At 72.3% G+C, this 16,455-nt stretch carries 18 protein-coding genes; 11 read left to right on the top strand and 7 right to left on the bottom strand.

What is annotated here, in order from left to right; genetic code table 11:
* Positions 1-56: 56 nt before the first annotated feature.
* The 8 genes from ACRAKH_RS14095 to ACRAKH_RS14060 all read left to right on the top strand — a co-directional run bounded on the left by ACRAKH_RS14095 (position 57) and on the right by ACRAKH_RS14060 (position 7,644).
* Positions 57-929: an FAD binding domain-containing protein gene (locus tag ACRAKH_RS14095; RefSeq protein ID WP_380721478.1), complete on the top strand. Its 873-nt coding sequence runs from the start codon at positions 57-59 to the stop codon at positions 927-929.
* Positions 930-931: 2 nt separating this feature from the next.
* Positions 932-1,405, top strand: a complete 474-nt coding sequence (locus ACRAKH_RS14090) for a (2Fe-2S)-binding protein (RefSeq protein ID WP_380721476.1) — start codon at positions 932-934, stop codon at positions 1,403-1,405.
* On the top strand, positions 1,402-2,757 hold the full coding sequence (locus ACRAKH_RS14085) for an 8-oxoguanine deaminase (protein WP_380721473.1): 1,356 nt from the start codon (positions 1,402-1,404) through the stop codon (positions 2,755-2,757). The genes ACRAKH_RS14090 and ACRAKH_RS14085 overlap by 4 nt, the downstream gene beginning before the upstream one ends.
* Positions 2,754-4,979: a molybdopterin cofactor-binding domain-containing protein gene (locus tag ACRAKH_RS14080; RefSeq protein WP_380721470.1), complete on the top strand. Its 2,226-nt coding sequence runs from the start codon at positions 2,754-2,756 to the stop codon at positions 4,977-4,979. Before ACRAKH_RS14085 ends, ACRAKH_RS14080 begins: the two co-directional genes overlap by 4 nt.
* A 72-nt stretch (positions 4,980-5,051) precedes the next feature.
* Complete coding sequence (locus tag ACRAKH_RS14075) at positions 5,052-5,534, top strand: nucleoside deaminase (protein ID WP_380721467.1); 483 nt, start codon at positions 5,052-5,054, stop codon at positions 5,532-5,534.
* 135 nt (positions 5,535-5,669) lie between these two features.
* Entirely contained in the window at positions 5,670-5,957 is a 288-nt protein-coding gene (locus ACRAKH_RS14070; RefSeq protein ID WP_380721464.1) for a hypothetical protein, read from the top strand.
* Entirely contained in the window at positions 5,950-6,933 is a 984-nt protein-coding gene (locus ACRAKH_RS14065) for an XdhC family protein (protein WP_380721461.1), read from the top strand. Before ACRAKH_RS14070 ends, ACRAKH_RS14065 begins: the two co-directional genes overlap by 8 nt.
* An 81-nt stretch (positions 6,934-7,014) precedes the next feature.
* Positions 7,015-7,644 (top strand): hypothetical protein, encoded by a 630-nt coding sequence (locus tag ACRAKH_RS14060; protein WP_380721459.1) that lies wholly within the window; start codon positions 7,015-7,017, stop codon positions 7,642-7,644.
* Here the strand turns inward: ACRAKH_RS14060 and ACRAKH_RS14055 are convergent.
* The 5 genes from ACRAKH_RS14055 to ACRAKH_RS14035 form a co-directional block, all read right to left on the bottom strand.
* Complete coding sequence (locus ACRAKH_RS14055) at positions 7,633-8,250, bottom strand: response regulator (RefSeq protein ID WP_380721535.1); 618 nt, start codon at positions 8,248-8,250, stop codon at positions 7,633-7,635. The two genes, ACRAKH_RS14060 and ACRAKH_RS14055, sit on opposite strands and share 12 nt — an antisense overlap.
* Before the next feature lie 35 nt (positions 8,251-8,285).
* A complete protein-coding gene (locus tag ACRAKH_RS14050) occupies positions 8,286-9,491 on the bottom strand; it encodes a sensor histidine kinase (RefSeq protein ID WP_380721457.1) in 1,206 nt (401 codons plus the stop codon).
* A 4-nt stretch (positions 9,492-9,495) separates the two neighbouring features.
* Entirely contained in the window at positions 9,496-10,221 is a 726-nt protein-coding gene (locus ACRAKH_RS14045) for an ABC transporter permease (RefSeq protein ID WP_380721455.1), read from the bottom strand.
* A gap of 4 nt (positions 10,222-10,225) precedes the next feature.
* Positions 10,226-11,134, bottom strand: a complete 909-nt coding sequence (locus tag ACRAKH_RS14040; RefSeq protein WP_380721452.1) for an ABC transporter ATP-binding protein — start codon at positions 11,132-11,134, stop codon at positions 10,226-10,228.
* Between the two features lie 113 nt (positions 11,135-11,247).
* The gene (locus ACRAKH_RS14035) at positions 11,248-11,829 is read right to left on the bottom strand and encodes a TetR/AcrR family transcriptional regulator (RefSeq protein ID WP_380721449.1); all 582 of its coding nucleotides are present in this window, start codon (positions 11,827-11,829) and stop codon (positions 11,248-11,250) included.
* 82 nt (positions 11,830-11,911) lie between these two features.
* Between ACRAKH_RS14035 and ACRAKH_RS14030 the strand changes: the two genes are divergently transcribed.
* Complete coding sequence (locus ACRAKH_RS14030) at positions 11,912-12,226, top strand: antibiotic biosynthesis monooxygenase family protein (RefSeq protein WP_380721446.1); 315 nt, start codon at positions 11,912-11,914, stop codon at positions 12,224-12,226.
* A 28-nt stretch (positions 12,227-12,254) separates the two neighbouring features.
* Here ACRAKH_RS14030 and ACRAKH_RS14025 read toward each other — a convergent pair whose 3' ends face one another.
* Positions 12,255-12,878 (bottom strand): DUF305 domain-containing protein, encoded by a 624-nt coding sequence (locus tag ACRAKH_RS14025; RefSeq protein WP_380721443.1) that lies wholly within the window; start codon positions 12,876-12,878, stop codon positions 12,255-12,257.
* 153 nt (positions 12,879-13,031) lie between these two features.
* Between ACRAKH_RS14025 and ACRAKH_RS14020 the strand changes: the two genes are divergently transcribed.
* Complete coding sequence (locus ACRAKH_RS14020; RefSeq protein ID WP_380721440.1) at positions 13,032-14,531, top strand: LVIVD repeat-containing protein; 1,500 nt, start codon at positions 13,032-13,034, stop codon at positions 14,529-14,531.
* A 143-nt stretch (positions 14,532-14,674) separates the two neighbouring features.
* On the top strand, positions 14,675-15,364 hold the full coding sequence (locus tag ACRAKH_RS14015; RefSeq protein ID WP_380721438.1) for a hypothetical protein: 690 nt from the start codon (positions 14,675-14,677) through the stop codon (positions 15,362-15,364).
* A gap of 46 nt (positions 15,365-15,410) precedes the next feature.
* On the opposite strand, the gene ACRAKH_RS14010 is transcribed toward ACRAKH_RS14015, so the two are convergent.
* Positions 15,411-16,454, bottom strand: a complete 1,044-nt coding sequence (locus ACRAKH_RS14010; RefSeq protein WP_380721435.1) for an ABC transporter ATP-binding protein — start codon at positions 16,452-16,454, stop codon at positions 15,411-15,413.
* Position 16,455 lies beyond the last annotated feature (1 nt).

Genomic DNA, 16,455 nt, shown 5'->3' with positions numbered 1-16,455 from the left:
CTCACACACCACGCACCGTCCTGTCCACCGCGCACTCCGGCCGACCGAGGTAGCTGATGGATTTCCTCCGCCCCGACAGCCTCGCCGAGGCGCTGGCCCTCAAGGCGCAGCGCCCGGACGCCGTGCCCATCGCCGGCGGCACGGACGTGATGGTGGAGCTGAACTTCGACCACCGCCGCCCGCCCGCGCTGCTCGACCTCACCCGCATCGCCGAGCTCCGCGGCTGGGACCAGGCGGACGGCGCCGTGCGCATCGGCTCCGGCGTCCCGTACACCCGGATCATCGACGAGCTGGGCGCCCGGCTGCCCGGACTCGCGATGGCGTCCCGCACGGTCGGCTCGCCGCAGATCCGCAACCGCGGCACGGTCGGCGGCAACCTCGGGGCCGCGTCGCCCGCGGGCGACACGCACCCGGTGCTGCTCGCCGCGGACGCCGTCGTGGAGGCCGCCTCGACCAGGGGCACCCGGCTCATCCCCGCCACCGGGTTCTACCTGGGTGTGAAGCGCCACGCGCTGGAACCCGACGAGCTGATCACGGCGGTCCACGTGCCCGTGACCGACGCGCCGCAGCAGTTCTCCAAGGTCGGCACCCGCAACGCCATGGTGATCGCGGTGTGCTCGTTCGCCGTGGCCCTGCACCCGACCCGGCAGCGGGTCGGCGCGGCGGTCGGCAGCGCCGCGCCCACGCCGCGCCGGGCATCGGCGGCCGAGGACTTCCTGTCCGCCGAGCTGACCGACACGAACCAGTGGGAGTCGCCGAAACCGCTGCTGGACTCGGTGAAACGGCGGTTCGGGGACCTGGTCGCGGAGGCCGCGAGCCCCATCGACGACGTGCGCGGCTCGGCCGCGTACCGCAAGCACGCCCTCTCCGTGCTGGCCCGCCGCACGCTCGACTGGGCCTGGCACGACTACTCCGAGAAGGTGGCCTGACCATGCGCGTGAACGTGACGGTGAACGGCGAGCCCCGGCAGGCCGACGACGTGTGGGAGGGCGAGAGCCTGCTGTTCCTGCTGCGCGAGCGGCTGGGCCTGCCAGGCTCCAAGAACGCCTGCGAGCAGGGCGAGTGCGGCTCGTGCACGGTGTACCTGGACGACATGCCGGTGTGCTCCTGTCTGGTCGCCGCGGGCCAGGTTCAGGACCGCGAGGTGCGCACGGTGGAGGGCCTGGCCGACGGCGACCGGCTGGACCCCGTGCAGGAGGCGTTCGTGGCGGCGGGCGCGGTGCAGTGCGGGTTCTGCACGCCCGGTCTCGTGGTGGCCGCGCACGACCTGCTGGAACGGGTGCCGAAGCCGAGCGACCCGGAGATCCGGGAAGCCCTGGCCGGGAACCTCTGCCGCTGCACCGGTTACGAGAAGATCCTCGACGCGGTGCGCCTGGCAGCGGAGCGGAAGGGCGCCCGCCCGTGACGCCGACCATCATCGACGGCGTCGCGGTGGCCGCGGTGGACGCCGCGGGCACCGAGTTCGCGTTCGGCCACGTCGTGGTCGAGCACGGCCGGATCACCGCGGTGGGCGCGGGCCAGGCCCCGCGGCCGAACGGCCCCCACACGTGGATCGACGGCACCGGCTGCCTGGTCACGCCCGGTCTGGTCAACACGCACCACCACCTCTACCAGTGGGCCACGCGGGGCATCGCCCAGGACGCCACGCTGTTCGAGTGGTTGACCACGCTCTACCCGGTGTGGCGCGGCCTGGACGCCGAGATCACGCACGCCGCGGCGTCCGCCGGGCTGGCGAAGCTCGCGACCACCGGGTGCACTACCGCCGCCGACCACCACTACGTCTTCCCCCGCGAGGGCGGCGACCAGTTCGAGGCCCTGGTGAGCGCCGGCAAGCGCATCGGCCTTCGCCTGCACGCCATCCGCGGCTCCATGGACCGCGGCCGGTCGCACGGCGGCCTCCCCCCGGACAACCTGGTCGAGGACACCGAGACCGCGCTGATCGCCACCGAGCAGGCCGTCAACGACCACCACGACCCCCGCCCCGACGCGGTGGTCCGGGTGGCCGTCGGTCCGTGCTCGCCGTTCTCGGTCAGCCCGGAGCTGATGACCGGCGCGGCGGAGCTCGCCCGCGCCAAGGGCGTCCGGCTGCACACCCACCTCGCCGAGACGGTCGACGAGGAGGAGCAGTGCCAGGCCGAGTTCGGCTGCACGCCCACCGAGTACGCCGAACGCCTCGGCTGGCTCGGTGACGACGTGTGGCTCGCGCACACCGTGCACCTGTCGCCGGACGCGGTGAAGCGGCTGGGCGCCACCGGCACCGGCAGCGCGCACTGCCCCACGTCCAACGGCCGGTTGGGCACCGGCATCGCCCCGGTCCGCGACCTGCTGGACGCGGGCGCCCCGGTCGGCCTCGGGGTGGACGGCGCCGCGTCCAACGAGTCCTGCGGGATGGTCGAGGAGTTGCACCAGGCGGTGCTGCAGGCCCGCCAGCGCGGTGGGCCGAAGGCCATGGACGTCCGGCAGGCGCTGTGGCTGGGCACGATGGGCGGCGCGCGCTGCCTCGGGCGGGCCGACGAGATCGGCTCCATCGAGCCGGGCAAGCTCGCCGACCTCGCCGTGTGGCGGCTGGACGGCCTGGACCACGCGGGCATCGACGACCCGGTGGCCGCCCTCGTCCTCGGGCCGCTGCCGAAACTGAAGCTGCTCATGGTGGGCGGCCGGACCGTGGTGGACGACGGCGAGCTGCGCACCGCCTCCGACACCGACCTCGCGCGCGACCTGCGCGCCGCCGCCGAGCGACTGAAGGGGACGCGATGAGCCTCACCCCCGCCGAACTGACCTCCGCCGTGACCGGCGGCATCGGCACCAACGCGCAGCGGCCCGACGGGAACCTGAAGGTGCGCGGCGAGTTCGCCTACGCCTCGGACCTGTGGCACGAGGACATGATCTGGGGCGCGACGCTGCGCAGCCCGCACCCGTACGCGCGGATCGTCTCCGTCGACCTCACCGAGGCGTTGCGGGTTCCGGGCGTCTACGCCGTGCTGACCCACGCGGACGTGCCGGGGCTCAACCGGTACGGACTGGAGCACAAGGACCAGCCGGTGCTCGCCGAGGACGTGGTGCGCTACCAGGGCGAACCGGTCGCCCTGGTCGGTGCGGACCACCCCGAGACCGCGCAACGCGCGATGAAGCGCATCAAGGTCGAGTACGAGGTGCTCACGCCGGTGGTCGACATGGAGACGGCCGTGGACGACACGCCGCTGCACCCCGGCGGCAACCTCGTGCGGCACGTCCCCATCCGGCGCGGCGACCAGGACGCGCGAGCCGAGGTCGTGGTCACCGGCCGGTACGAGGTCGGCATGCAGGACCAGGCGTTCCTGGGCCCCGAGTCGGGGCTGGCCGTGCCCGCCGAGGACGGCGGCGTCGACCTCTACATCGCCACCCAGTGGCTGCACGTCGACCAGGGCCAGGTCGCGGCCGCCCTGGGCCTGCCGCTGGAGAAGGTGCGGCTCACGCTCTCCGGGGTCGGCGGTGCGTTCGGCGGGCGCGAGGACCTGTCCATGCAGGTGCACGCGTGCCTGCTGGCGCTGCACACCGGCAAGCCGACGAAGATGGTCTACAACCGCGAGGAGTCCTTCTACGGCCACGTGCACCGGCACCCGGCGGTGCTGCGCTACGAGCACGGCGCGGACCGCACGGGCAAGCTCGTGTACGTCAAGGCCACGATCCACCTCGACGGCGGCGCGTACGCCTCCAGCACGTCCGCCGTGGTGGCCAACGCGGCGACGCTCGGTGTCGGCCCCTACGACGTGGACAACGTGACCGTGGACTGCTACGGCGTCTACACGAACAACCCGCCGTGCGGCGCGATGCGCGGGTTCGGCGCGGTGCAGGCCGGCTTCGCCTACGAGTCGCAGATGGACAAGCTCGCCGAGGCGCTGGGCATGGACCCGGTGGACGTCCGGATCGTCAACGCGATGAGCGAGGGTTCGGTCATGCCGACCGGGCAGGTGGTCGACTCGGCCGCGCCCGTCGCGCAACTGCTGAAGCTGGTGAAGGACAAGCCCTTGCCGCCGCCCAGCGCCGTCGTGGACCTGCGGGACATGCCCGGCGGCGTCTCCAACACCACCCACGGCGAAGGCGTGGTGCGCGGCGTCGGCTACGCGGTCGGCATCAAGAACATCTGCTTCTCCGAGGGCTACGACGACTACTCCACCGCGCGGGTCCGGTTGCAGGTGATCAACGGCGAGCCGGCCGCGCTGGCGCACACGGCGGCGGCGGAGGTCGGCCAGGGCCTGGTGACGATCATGCAGCAGATCGTGCGCACCGAGCTGGGCGTCGAGCGGGTCACGATCCTGCCCATGGACACCAGCATCGGCAACGGGGGCTCCACCTCCGCGTCCCGGCAGACCTACGTCACCGGCGGTGCGGTGAAGGCCGCCTGCGCGGCCGTGCGCGAGAAGCTGACCAAGCTCGCCGGCGGCCGCGATCCGTCCACTGTGGACTTGGCCGCGCTGCTGGGCGACGAGGTGGTCGACGAGACCGTGGAGTGGCGGCACCGGGCCACCGAGCCCATCGACCCGGAGACCGGGCAGGGCAACGCGCACGTGCAGTACGGGTTCGCGGCGCACCGCGCCGTGGTGGACGTGGACGTGGAGCTGGGCATGGTGAAGGTGGTCGAGCTGGACTGCGCGCAGGACGTGGGCAAGGCGCTGAACCCGCAGGCCGTGCTGGGGCAGATCCAGGGCGGCTCGGCGCAGGGCCTCGGCCTGGCGGTGATGGAGGAGATCCAGGTCGTGGGCGGCAAGGTGCGCAACCCGTCGTTCACCGACTACCTCATCCCGACCGTGCTGGACATGCCGCCGATGAGCATCGACGTGCTGGAGCTCGCCGACCCGAACGCGCCGTACGGCGTGCGCGGCGTCGGTGAACCGCCCACCATCTCGTCCACCCCGGCCATCGTCGCGGCCATCCGCGCCGCCACCGGCCTCGCCCTGAACCGCGTGCCCGTGCGACCGGAGCACATCACCGGCACCTGAGCCCCGCGCACCGACCCGCCCCGCACGCCGCGGCCGCCGCGGCGCGCACGCGCACGCCCCGAGGAGCACCCCATGACCACGTCCGTCTCCCCCGACCACGCCTGGCTGCGCGAGTCGATCGACCTGGCCACCCGCAACGTCGCCGCGGGCGGCGGCCCGTTCGGCGCGGTGATCGTGCGGGCCGGCGCGGTGATCGCCACCGGCACCAACCAGGTCACGCCCACGCTCGACCCGACCGCGCACGCCGAGGTCGTCGCCATCCGGGCGGCGTGCCAGGCCGTCGGCGACTTCCGGCTCACCGGCTGCGTGCTCGTGTCGTCGTGCGAGCCGTGCCCGCTGTGCCTGTCCGCCGCGCTCTGGGCGCGGGTGGACCGGGTCGTCTACGCCGCCGACCGGCATGACGCCGCCGCGGCCGGGTTCGACGACCGCGAGTTCCACGACCTGTTCGGCCGGCCCCGCGACACGTGGAGCCTGCCGGTGCGCCAGGTCTCCACGGGCGAGGACCACGCGCCGTTCACGGCGTGGCTGTCGCGCGCCGACCGCGTCGACTACTAGCCGGAGGAACCCGAGCAGGCGACCGACACCGGAGCGGCCACGAGCCGACCGGAGCGTCGGGACGAGCGAGAGGACCCATTTCACCGCGTCCGGTGAGGCCGTGCCGGACGGGACCACGGGCACGGGAAGGACGCCATGACGCGGCTCAGGGACGACCTCCCCGCGCGGACCGCACGACCCGACCGGTTCTTCCACGTCGGCGACCGCGGCAGCACCACGGGCCGGGAAGCGCGCGGCGGCACCCCCACCGCGTCGTCGCCCGACTCGGTGTTCCCCGACTCGGTGGCGGGCGTGCCCGCACCGGCCGCCGCACCCAGGCTCGTGTTCGGCGGGCTGATCACCGTGATCGCGGTTCTCGTCGTCCTCCGCTTCGGGGTCGACCGGATCACCGCGGTCCTGCGCTTGGGAGGATCTCGTGCGTGAGTTGGCCGCTTCGGTGCTGGAGTGGACCGGGCCGTTCGCCGTCGCTTCCGTCGTGTCGGTGCGCGGCAGCGCGCCCCGACCGGTGGGCGCGGCGCTGGCCGTGCACCCGGACGGGCGCGTGGTGGGCAGCGTGTCGGGCGGGTGCGTCGAGGGCGCCGTGTACGAGTTGGCGCTCGAAGTGCTCGCCACGGGCACGCCGAGGCTGGCGCGCTTCGGGTACTCGGCCGAGGACGCGTTCGCGGTCGGTCTCACGTGTGGTGGCGAGCTGGAGGTCTTCGTCCAGCTCGCCACCCCGGAGATCCGGGCGGCGATGCGGGCGGCGGTGGAGGGGCGTCCGGTGGTGTTGACGAGGTCGTTGGTCATGGGGACAGGTTCGGTGGAATTCCCGGAGTCCGCACCCACTTCCTCGTCGGTTGTGGACAACTCGCTCGTCGAGTCCTGGGGAACGGCGCCGCGCCTGCTCGTGTTCGGGGCGATCGACTACGCCTCGGCGGTGGCGCGACAAGGGAAGTTCCTGGGATATCACGTGACCGTGTGCGACGCACGTCCGGTCTTCGCCACTGTGGACAGGTTCCCGCACGCCGACGACGTGGTGGTCGACTGGCCGCACCGGTACCTGGCCGCGACGCCGACCGACACGTCCACCGCGGTGTGCGTGCTGACGCACGATCCCAAGTTCGACGTGCCGCTGCTGAAGACCGCGCTGCGGCTGCCGTTGGCGTTCGTGGGCGCGCTCGGCTCCCGCCGCACGCACCTCGACCGGGTGGCCCGGCTGCGCGCGGAAGGCGTCACCGACGCGGAACTGGCCCGCCTGCGCTCCCCCATCGGTCTCGACCTCGGCGCGGCCACGCCCGAGGAGACGGCGGTGTCCATCGCCGCCGAGCTCGTCGCGGTGCGGCGCGGTGGCGGCGGTCTGCCCCTGTCCTGGACCGAAGTCCCGATCCACAAGGACGCCGCTGCGGTGTGTGGCGCGTAGCGCGCTCCGCCACCGGTGCGTGGTGGCGAGGAGCACCGCGGTACCGCATGCCGTCCGCCATGCCCTGATATGGTCCGCCGCATGCGATTCGGGGGGCTCGTCCTGGTGCTGTTCGTGCTGGTCGGCTGCACCGCGGAGGCGCCGGCCGCGCCGCAGCCCTCCGCCGCGACGACGACCGCGGCCCCGGCTCCCGATCCGGCCGCACTCCAGGCGCGGGTCACCGAGGCGCGCATCCCGGACGACGCGATCGCGCGGCTCGGCTTCCAGCCGCAGGGCAGCGAGGAGGGCGCCGGCTTCGTCGTGCTCTGCCCGGACGAGCTGGCGACCGACGGCGACAGGGCGACCGTCCAGGAGACCCACTCCTGGACGAGTCCCGGCACCGCCCTCCAGCAGACGATCATCCCGTACGTCCGGGACGGCGCGGCCAAGGAGACCGTGGACCTCGCGCGGGCGTCGCTGGAGTGCGCGCCGATCGAGGTCGACGGCGGCACCTACACGCCGGTGGACGAGCTGAACGTGGTCGACATGCGTGCCGACGCCCAGTTCGCCATGTGCTTCCACAAGTCCGACGACGACACGCACGTGTGCCACCTGCTGCTGAGCAAGGCGGACATGCTGGTCGTCCTCACGCACGTCGGGAAGACCGAGGGCCTGGCCGCGATGGCGTTCGCGATCGCGGGACGTGCCGCGGCGGAACGGCTAAGCGCCTAGCAGCCCGCGTTCGTAGGCGACCGCGACGGCCGCGGCGCGGTCCTTCACGCCCAGCTTCGCGTAGACGTGCACCAGGTGCGTCTTCACGGTCGCCTCGCTGATGAACAGCTTCGCCGCCGCGTCGCGGTTCGTGCAGCCGCGGGCGATGAGGCCCAGCACCTCCACCTCGCGGTCGCTCAACGGCTCGGCCGCCGGCTGCCGCACCTGGCCCAGCAGCCGCGTCGCCACCGACGGCGACAGCACCGCCTCGCCCTTGGCCGCCGAGCGCACCGCGCGGAACAGCGCGTCCCGCGGCGTGTCCTTCACCAGGTAGCCGGTCGCGCCGGCCTTGATCGCGGGCAGCACGTCGCTGTCCGTGTCGTACGTGGTCAGCACCAAGACGCGGGTCGGGAAGCCGCGCAGCCGCTCGATGGCCGTGACGCCGTCCACGCCCGGCATCCGCAGGTCCATCAGCACGACGTCCGGCCGCACGGCCCGCACCACGGCCACGGCCTCCTCGCCGTCCGCGGCCTCGCCCACCACCTCGACGTCACCCGCGCCGCCGAGCATCCCGCGCAGCCCGTCGCGCACCACCGGGTGGTCGTCCACGATCACCACGCGGATCACCGGATCGCCGCTCACGGGTCCGCTCACCGGGCCGCTCACGGGGCCGCCTCCGCCGGGATCGCGGGCACCGACGCGGACACCGCCGTGCCGCCGCCCGGCTCCGACTCCACGACCAGCTCCCCCGCCAGCCGGGCCACCCGCTGCCGCATGCCGACCAGCCCGAACCCCGCCGTGCGCGTCCCCGGGTCGAACCCCGCGCCGTCGTCCCGCACGTCCAGCGTCACCACGTCCTCCATGTACGACAACGTCAACCCCACGCGCGACGCGCCCGCGTGCTTGGCCACATTGGACAACGCCTCCTGCGCGGCGCGCAGCAACGTCACCTCCACCTCGGGGTGCAGGGCGCGCGCCGCCCCCGTCGTGAAGACCGACGCGGCCACGCCGGTCTGGTCGGTCCACCCCGTGGCGACCTCCTCCAACGCGTCCGGGAGGTTGGCGTTCTCCAGCGCGGGCGGGCTGAGGGCGTGCACGGAACGGCGTGCCTCGGCGAGGTTCTCGCGGGCCAGCCGCAACGCCGTCTCCACGTGCCGGGGCGGGTTCTCGTCCACCTGGAGCTGCGTGATGATGCCGGTGAACCCCTGGGCGAGCGTGTCGTGGATCTCGCGGGCGAGGCGCTGCCGCTCGTCCAGCACGCCCGCTTCACGCGCCTGGATCAGCAGTTGGGCGTGCAAACCCACGTTCTCCTCCATCATCGCCGCCATCTCGGCGACCAGTTCCTTGCGCCGCCGCGACTGCTCGGCGGTGACGTGGCCGAGCATGGTGAACGTGCAGGCGATCACCACGATCACCGCCACGACGGCCAGGTAGACCGCGATCGGGCCGGGTCGGGCCGCCGGGAGCCCGCCGTGCATGGACGTCGCCGCCAGCACCGCGGTGGCCACCACGCCGGCGAACTTCCACCGCCCGGGCAGCACCTCGATGGCGTAGATGTACCCGGCGAAGGAGAAGAACCCGAACCACGGGTCGCGCAGCCCGAGCACCGCGTACGCGACCAGGACGCCGACGAAGAAGACCGCCATCAGGCCGGGCCGCGAGCGCCAGCCGGGGTGCAGGGTGTGCCACCACAGCATCCACAGGCACGTCGCCGCCGCGATGCCGGCGTTCACCACCGTCGCGGGCCACGCCGCCGGCCCGATGGCCACGTACAGGGCGGTCGACAGGAGGAGCACGAAGTAGGGGATGGCGTGGCCGACGGCGTTCAGCCGCCGTTCCCACCGGTCCAGCGCGTCCGTCACGCCCATCCCCCTACTCCCAGCGGAACGACTTCGCCGCGACGGTACCCGCCACGACCGTGACCAGGGCCAGCACGGCGAGCTGCACCGGGTCGGGTGCGACGCCCAGCCACGACTCCTGCAACGCGCCGACGCCCGGCGGCAGGAACTCGCCGACGCGGACCAGGAACTCCGGCATCAGGAACCGGGGCAGGTACGCGCCGCCGAAGAACATGACCAGCATGAACACCACGCCCGCCCAGCCCCCGGCCGACCGCGCCGTCGGCGCCCACGCCGCCACGAGCAGCCCGAGGGCGGACAGCGACAGCATCCCCAGCACGAACGTCACCAGGAACCCGACGGGGTGGTGCGGCAGGTCGATGGCGAACACCAGCCGGCACACCGCCATCAGCAGCACGACCGAGATCACGCCCGCGACGACGTTGACGATCAGCTGGGCGACGAGCAACCGCGCCGGGTGGACCGGGGTGGTGGAGAAGCGGCGCAGCACGCCCTTCTCGCGGTAGGTGGCGACGGTGGCGGGCAGCTTGTTCAGCCCCAGGAACGCCAGCGCGATCACCACCAGCGTGGACACGTAGGAGTCGATGAACCTGAGGTCGCCGAAGTTGGGGTCCGGGGTGCGCAACGCGGGGATCGCGCCGAGCACCAGCAGCAGGGTGCTCGGGAACAGGATGGAGAACACCACCATGCTCGGCTCGCGCAGGAACAGCTTCCACTCGGTGGTGACGATCTTCAGCATGGTGCTACTCCGTGAGCGTGCGGCCGGTGAGGTGGATGAAGGCGTCGTCCAGCCCGGCCTGCTCGACGCGCAGGTCGGCGGCGACGACCTGGTTGCGGGCGAGCACGGACGTGACGGCGTGCAGCAGGTTGCCGGAGCCGGTGACGACGAGCTGCGGCCCGCGCGCCTCGACCCGGGAGACCTCGGGCAGGGCTTCGAGGAGCGCGACGTCCAGCGGCGTGGCCGGCCGGAACCGGACGCGCTGCTCGCCGTCCACCCGGGCCACGAGCCCCGCCGGGGTGTCGACGGCGACGAGCCGGCCCGCGTCGATCACGGCGATCCGGTCGCAGAGCCGCTCGGCCTCTTCCATGAAGTGGGTGACGAGGACGACCGTGACGCCGGAGTCGCGGACCTGCTCGACCAGGCTCCACGTGTCGCGGCGGGCCTGCGGGTCGAGGCCCGTGGTCAGCTCGTCCAGCACCGCCACCCTGGGCTTGCCGACCAGCGCCAGCGCGATGGAGACGCGCTGCTTCTGCCCGCCGGAGAGCTTGCGGTACTCGGTCTTGACCCGGTCGGACAGACCGAGGCGGGCCAGCAGCTCGCGCCAGTCGGCCGGGTCGCGGTGGAACGAGGCGTAGAGGTCCAGCGCCTCGCCGACCCGGATGCGGTCGGGCAGCTCGCTCTGCTGCAGCTGCACGCCCAGGAGCGCGCGCAGCCGCGCCCTGTCCCGCCGCGGGTCGAGGCCGGCGACGCGGATCGTGCCGCCGTCCGGCGTGCGCAGGCCTTCGACGCACTCGACCGTCGTCGTCTTCCCGGCCCCGTTCGGGCCGAGGACCCCGAAGATCTCCCCCTCGTCGACGGTGAACGACACACCGTCCACCGCGACCTTCCGGTCGTACCTCTTGACGAGGTCGACCACCTCGATGATTGGCATGCCACCAGCGTCGTCGGGGCGGCGCCCCGACGGATCCCACGGCGGGCCACACCTCGCATCAACCGATCGGTTGATCTACCCGTAGACCACCCTGAAAACCGCCCCCGGGGACCTCAGGGGCGCAGGCCGTGCAGCACCTGGGCCACGAGCGCGGCGACCACGGACTCGTTGTGGTCGGCGGCGCCGGGGCGGAGGGTGCGTGCGGCGGCCTCGACCGCGCCGTGGATGAGGACGGCGCGCAGGGCGGGCGCGGGGACGCCGGCCTCCGCCAGGACGTCGACGAGCGGCGCGAGCAGCTTCTCGTGCTCGGCGCGGATGCGGGTCCGGGCGGCCTCGGGCAGCGCGTGCGCGGACAGCGCGACCACGGCGCCGTGGCTGCCGTCGGCGACGATCTCCAACTCGGTGCGGAGGTAGGCCTCGACCTTGGCCGGCACGCCGTCGACCGAGCGCACGGCCTCGTCCAGCTTGCGCGCCCACCCCGGCAGCTCGTCGGACACGATCGCCGCGACCAGCTCCTCGCGGGACCGGAAGTACTCGTACAGGCTCGGACGGGACAGGCCGACCCGGCGGGCCAGGGACGCGAGGGTCAGCGCGTCGGCGCCCTCGGCGGCCACGATGTCGCGGCCGGCGGCCAGCAGGTCGCGCAGCCGGTTCGCGCGGTGCTCCGCGAGGGTGTCGGCGCTGATCCTGGGCACGCCCGGATCGTAGCCCTTGCGTTACCGACGCGCCGTTGGAATAGTTCCCTACACAGCGTCGGGAACTCCCGGAGGTGCGGAGATGTTCATCGCGACCAACCGCCTGTTCGTGCCCGCCGACCGCGCCGACGAGTTCGAGGCGCGCTTCCGCGACAACATGCGCGCCTACCTGCCCGGCGTGCCCGGTCTGCGCCGCAGCACGCTGCTGCGCCCCACCCGCCCGGACCAGCCGTACGTGTCGATCAATGAATTCGAGAGCGAGGACGACTTCCGCGCGTGGGTGGCGTCGGACTCGTTCAAAGAAGCGCACAAGCGCAACGCGGGCATCGCGCGCCACGTCACCGGCAACGCCGTGGAAACCTTCCAGCCCTCGGAAGACCTCGTGCTCACGCCGTGATCACGGGAATGTGATCGGGAATTGACGATCAGGGGATCTTGATCGCCTTCATCCGCTCGATCTCGTCGGTCTGCGACGCGACCACGTCGTTGGCCATCTCCTCGACCCGCACGTCGGTGCCGGACGACAGCAGTTCGATCGCCATCTGCAACGCGCCCTCGTGGTGGGCGATCATCAACTGGAGGAAGAGCCGGTCGAAGTCCGCGCCGCGGGCCGCCGCCAGCGCCGCCAACTGCTCGTCGGAGGCCATGCCCGGCATGGACCCGTGGTCGACTTCCGGCAGGTCACCGCTGTGGCCGTGCTCCGGCGCGCGCTCGGCGTACTGCCGCTGCCACTGCTCCATCGCGCCGATCTCGGGGCCCTGGGTGTCGTGGATGCGCGACGCCAGGCCCTTCACGGTCTCGTTCTGCGCGCGTTCCGGCGCGAGCGCCGACATGTCCAACGCCTGCTTGTGGTGCACGATCATGCGGGCCACGTACTTCAGGTCCGCTTCGCTCGGCGCGACCCAGCGATCGGTGCCGAAATCGTCCGGGGACAACGTCTGCGCCTGCTCGCCGGGGCCTTGCGGCGCGATGATCGGCGGCTTGTCCTCCGTCTGGGACGTGCAGCCGGCCAACACCGCCAACACCACCGCGACGAACACGATCCGCATCCAGCTACCCCCTAGAACCTCCGGTCGGCCGTCAACGTACCCGTCCATTCCACGAGTCGGAAGCCCGGAAGATTCCCGACGATCGGGTCTGTCCTTAGCGTTGCGAACGGGCGATACTGCGGTCCCTGCACAGGGTTGGAAGGGGAACCTGAAGTGGAAGTACGCGATTCGAGCCGACGGCGCAGAACGCCGGTCGCGGTTCTGGGAGCGTTCGCGCTCGGCCTGTCCGTCCTCACCTGGGCTCCGCAGGCCACCGCCGCACCGGACGACGCCGACCTGGCCGGGCTGTCCGAGACCCAGCTGTCGAGCCAGGAGCAGTCGGCGACCGGGATTCCCGGCGTCGACGAGATCCGGCACAGCCGCAACGTCAAGCACCTCGCGAACCTGCCGAAGCCGGCGCCGTTCACGGAGTCGTCCACGTGGTCCGACCTGGCGTTCCAGGACGGGTACGCGTTCGACGGCAACTACGACGGCTTCGTGATCTACGACATCCGCCAACCGCACAAGCCCTCCATCGTCAGCACGGTGTGGTGCCCGGGCTCGCAGAACGACATCTCGGTCAAGGGAGACCTGCTCTTCCTGTCGACCGACTCGTCGCGCAGCGACAACTCGTGCGCCAGCACGCCGCTCCCCGCGACCAACAAGAACGCGTGGGAAGGCATCAAGATCTTCGACATCAGCGACAAGCGCAGCCCGCGCTACGTCGCCGCGGTCGAGACCAAGTGCGGCTCGCACACGCACACGTTGGTGCCCGACAAGCAGGGCAAGGACGTCTACCTGTACGTCTCGTCCTACGGCCCGAACGCGGCCTTCCCGGACTGCCAGCCGCCGCACGACCTGATCTCCATCGTCAAGGTGCCGCTGGCCGACCCGGCGTCGGCGTCGCTGCTCTCCGAGAACGTGCTGTTCCCGGACGGCGGCAACCCCGGCCGTGACGGCACGATCGAGACCGGCTACGTCCGCGCGACGTCCGGCTGCCACGACATCACCGTGTACCCGGCGAAGGACATCGCGGCCGGCGCCTGCATGGGTGACGGCGTGCTGTGGGACATCTCCGACCGGGAGAAGCCGCGCGAGCTGAGCCGCGTGCAGGACAACGTGAACTTCGCGTTCTGGCACTCGGCGACGTTCAACAACGAGGGCACCAAGGTCGTCTTCACCGACGAGCTCGGCGGCGGTGGCGCGGCCACCTGCAACGAGAAGATCGGCAAGACCCGCGGCGCCGACGGCATCTACGACATCACCGGCGACGGTGACGCCCGCGAGCTGGAGTTCCGCTCCTACTACAAGATCTCCCGGACCCAGGGTGACACCGAGAACTGCGTGGCGCACAACGGTTCGCTGATCCCGGTGCAGGGACGCGACATCATGGTGCAGGCGTGGTACCAGGGCGGCATCTCGATCTGGGACTTCACCGACTCCCGCAACCCCCAGGAGATCGGCTGGTTCGAGCGCGGCCCGCTGCCCGACGGCAAGGGCGGCGGCTCGTGGTCGGCGTACTACTACAACGGCTACATCTACTCGTCCGACATGGCGAAGGGCTTCGACGTCCTCGACATCCGCGACCCGCGGACCGCGACGGCCAAGGCCATCCGGGTCGGCGAGCTGAACGTGCAGACCCAGGGCGCCTACCGGGACCTGTTCCCGCGCTAGTCCGCCGGTCCGCACGGACCAGCCACACGTTCGGCCGGGAGGGCCCGTCGCACGCCAGCGGCGGGCCCTCCCGCACGCGTGGCGCCGAACACTGCATATTCGCCCTGCACCACCGAAATGTCGTACTCCGATGCTCCTTGGCGGTGAATTCGCGGGAGATCCGCCCGGCTCCGCGTACGATCGAGCCGATTCCTCTTCACGAATTCCTCGCGAGGAGCGTTCCCATGCCGGACATGACGCTCTACCGGGGTGAGCGCGACAATGTCTGGCCGGCTCCCGCCGTGCGCCTCATCTGGGGCGGCCTGACCATCCGCGACCCGTGGCCGGGCGCGCGCCTGTCCAACCAGACGGCCACCGGCGCGTGGTCCGCGCTGTCCCGCGCGATCGGCGCCTGCGGGGGTGACCTGGCCGAGTTCTCCCGCAGGCTGCGCGCCACGGGCGTCTCCTACGGCCTCACGTTCGCCCGCACGCCCACCGAGTCGGACTCCGACCACAACTACGTGGTGACCATCCACCACGCCCGCACGTTCCTCCTGCGCTACGGCGGCATCGGCGGCTGGACGTTGGGCGACGAAGTCCCGTGGGTGACCGATCCGACCCTCGCCGATCGCGATTATGTCGTGGTGAACGGACCGACCGTCGGCCGGTCGACGGTATTGGGTTACGGCCATGTCGCCGGAACTCCGGAAGTCACCCTGTTCACCGATGTGCCGACCGGTTGGGTCACTTCAGTGAACGGTCAGCCGATCGGCGCGCGCGGGGTGCGCGTGCTGACCGACTCGGCCCTGTCCGACGCCGAACGGCTCAGGTTGACGAAGCTCCGCCGACCCTAGCGCCGCGCTGGACCCAGAGGACCAGGGCCACCAGCGCGTGCGGGGATCATGCCGCCACGACCATGACCCTGCCCGCCGCGAAGTCGAGCGCGACCGCGGTGCCGGGCGGGAAGTCGCCCACCCGACCGGACGGCTGGTCCACCCGCACGAGCTGGTCGCCGCCGTCGAGCCGGACGGACAGCCTGGTCACGGGTCCGAGGAAGCTCTGCGTGAGCACGGTGCCGACGAGCGCGCCGTCCGGCCGGCCGGTGTGGGGGACGATGCCGATGTCCTCCGGCCGCACGATCACCTTGACGTCACCGGACAGCCCCGCCGCCGCGTCGGTGGCCAGCCGGTACGCGCCGAGCCGCACGCCTCCCGCCTCGGCGGTGCCGTGCACCGCGTTCGTCACGCCGACGAACTGCGCCACGAACGCCGACGCGGGCTCCCGGTACACGACGGCTGGGGTGTCGAGCTGCTCCAGCCTGCCCTCGGACATGACGCCGACCCGGTCGGACACGGCCAGCGCCTCCTCCTGGTCGTGCGTGACGAACAACGTGGTCATGCCCAGCTCGGTCTGGATGCGCCGGATCTCGTCGCGCAGCGCCACCCGAACCTTGGCGTCCAGCGCGGACAGCGGCTCGTCCAGCAGCAGCACGCGGGGCCGGATCGCCAGCGCGCGGGCCAACGCCACCCGTTGCTGCTGACCGCCCGACAGCTGGTGCGGGTACCTCTTGCCCAGGTGGGCCAGGCCGACCAGCTCCAGCAGGTCGGCGACCCGCGCGGCACGGTCCGGGGCCTTGCGCAGCCGCAGGCCGAACGCCACGTTCTGGCTCGCCGTCAGGTTCGGGAACAGGCTGTAGGCCTGGAACACCATGCCCATGTCGCGCTTGTTCGCGGGCACGCCGGTGAGGTCGCGCCCGGACACCCGGACGGACCCGGCGTCGGCCGTCTCGAAGCCCGCCACGATCCGCAACGCGGTCGTCTTGCCGCAGCCGCTCGGCCCGAGCAGGCTGACCAGCTCGCCCTCGGCCAGTTCCAGGTCCAGCCCGGCGAGCGCGGTCTGCCCGCCGAACGACTTGCGCAGCCCGTCCAGTCGCAGGTACGTCATG

Source organism: Saccharothrix hoggarensis (genome assembly GCF_052936025.1).
This window is presented reverse-complemented; position numbering and strand designations above follow the sequence as displayed.

What these genes read in the sequence shown, in the direction of transcription:
- ACRAKH_RS14095 (WP_380721478.1), top strand. Translation starts at nt 57, where the DNA reads ATGGATTTCCTCCGCCCCGACAGCCTCGCCGAGGCGCTGGCCCTCAAG.
- ACRAKH_RS14075 (WP_380721467.1), top strand. Translation starts at nt 5,052, where the DNA reads ATGACCACGTCCGTCTCCCCCGACCACGCCTGGCTGCGCGAGTCGATC.
- ACRAKH_RS14045 (WP_380721455.1), bottom strand. Translation starts at nt 10,221, where the DNA reads ATGCTGAAGATCGTCACCACCGAGTGGAAGCTGTTCCTGCGCGAGCCG.
- ACRAKH_RS14060 (WP_380721459.1), top strand. Translation starts at nt 7,015, where the DNA reads ATGCGATTCGGGGGGCTCGTCCTGGTGCTGTTCGTGCTGGTCGGCTGC.
- ACRAKH_RS14050 (WP_380721457.1), bottom strand. Translation starts at nt 9,491, where the DNA reads ATGGGCGTGACGGACGCGCTGGACCGGTGGGAACGGCGGCTGAACGCC.
- ACRAKH_RS14080 (WP_380721470.1), top strand. Translation starts at nt 2,754, where the DNA reads ATGAGCCTCACCCCCGCCGAACTGACCTCCGCCGTGACCGGCGGCATC.
- ACRAKH_RS14070 (WP_380721464.1), top strand. Translation starts at nt 5,670, where the DNA reads ATGACGCGGCTCAGGGACGACCTCCCCGCGCGGACCGCACGACCCGAC.
- ACRAKH_RS14030 (WP_380721446.1), top strand. Translation starts at nt 11,912, where the DNA reads ATGTTCATCGCGACCAACCGCCTGTTCGTGCCCGCCGACCGCGCCGAC.
- ACRAKH_RS14025 (WP_380721443.1), bottom strand. Translation starts at nt 12,878, where the DNA reads ATGCGGATCGTGTTCGTCGCGGTGGTGTTGGCGGTGTTGGCCGGCTGC.
- ACRAKH_RS14040 (WP_380721452.1), bottom strand. Translation starts at nt 11,134, where the DNA reads ATGCCAATCATCGAGGTGGTCGACCTCGTCAAGAGGTACGACCGGAAG.
- ACRAKH_RS14010 (WP_380721435.1), bottom strand. Translation starts at nt 16,454, where the DNA reads ATGACGTACCTGCGACTGGACGGGCTGCGCAAGTCGTTCGGCGGGCAG.
- ACRAKH_RS14090 (WP_380721476.1), top strand. Translation starts at nt 932, where the DNA reads ATGCGCGTGAACGTGACGGTGAACGGCGAGCCCCGGCAGGCCGACGAC.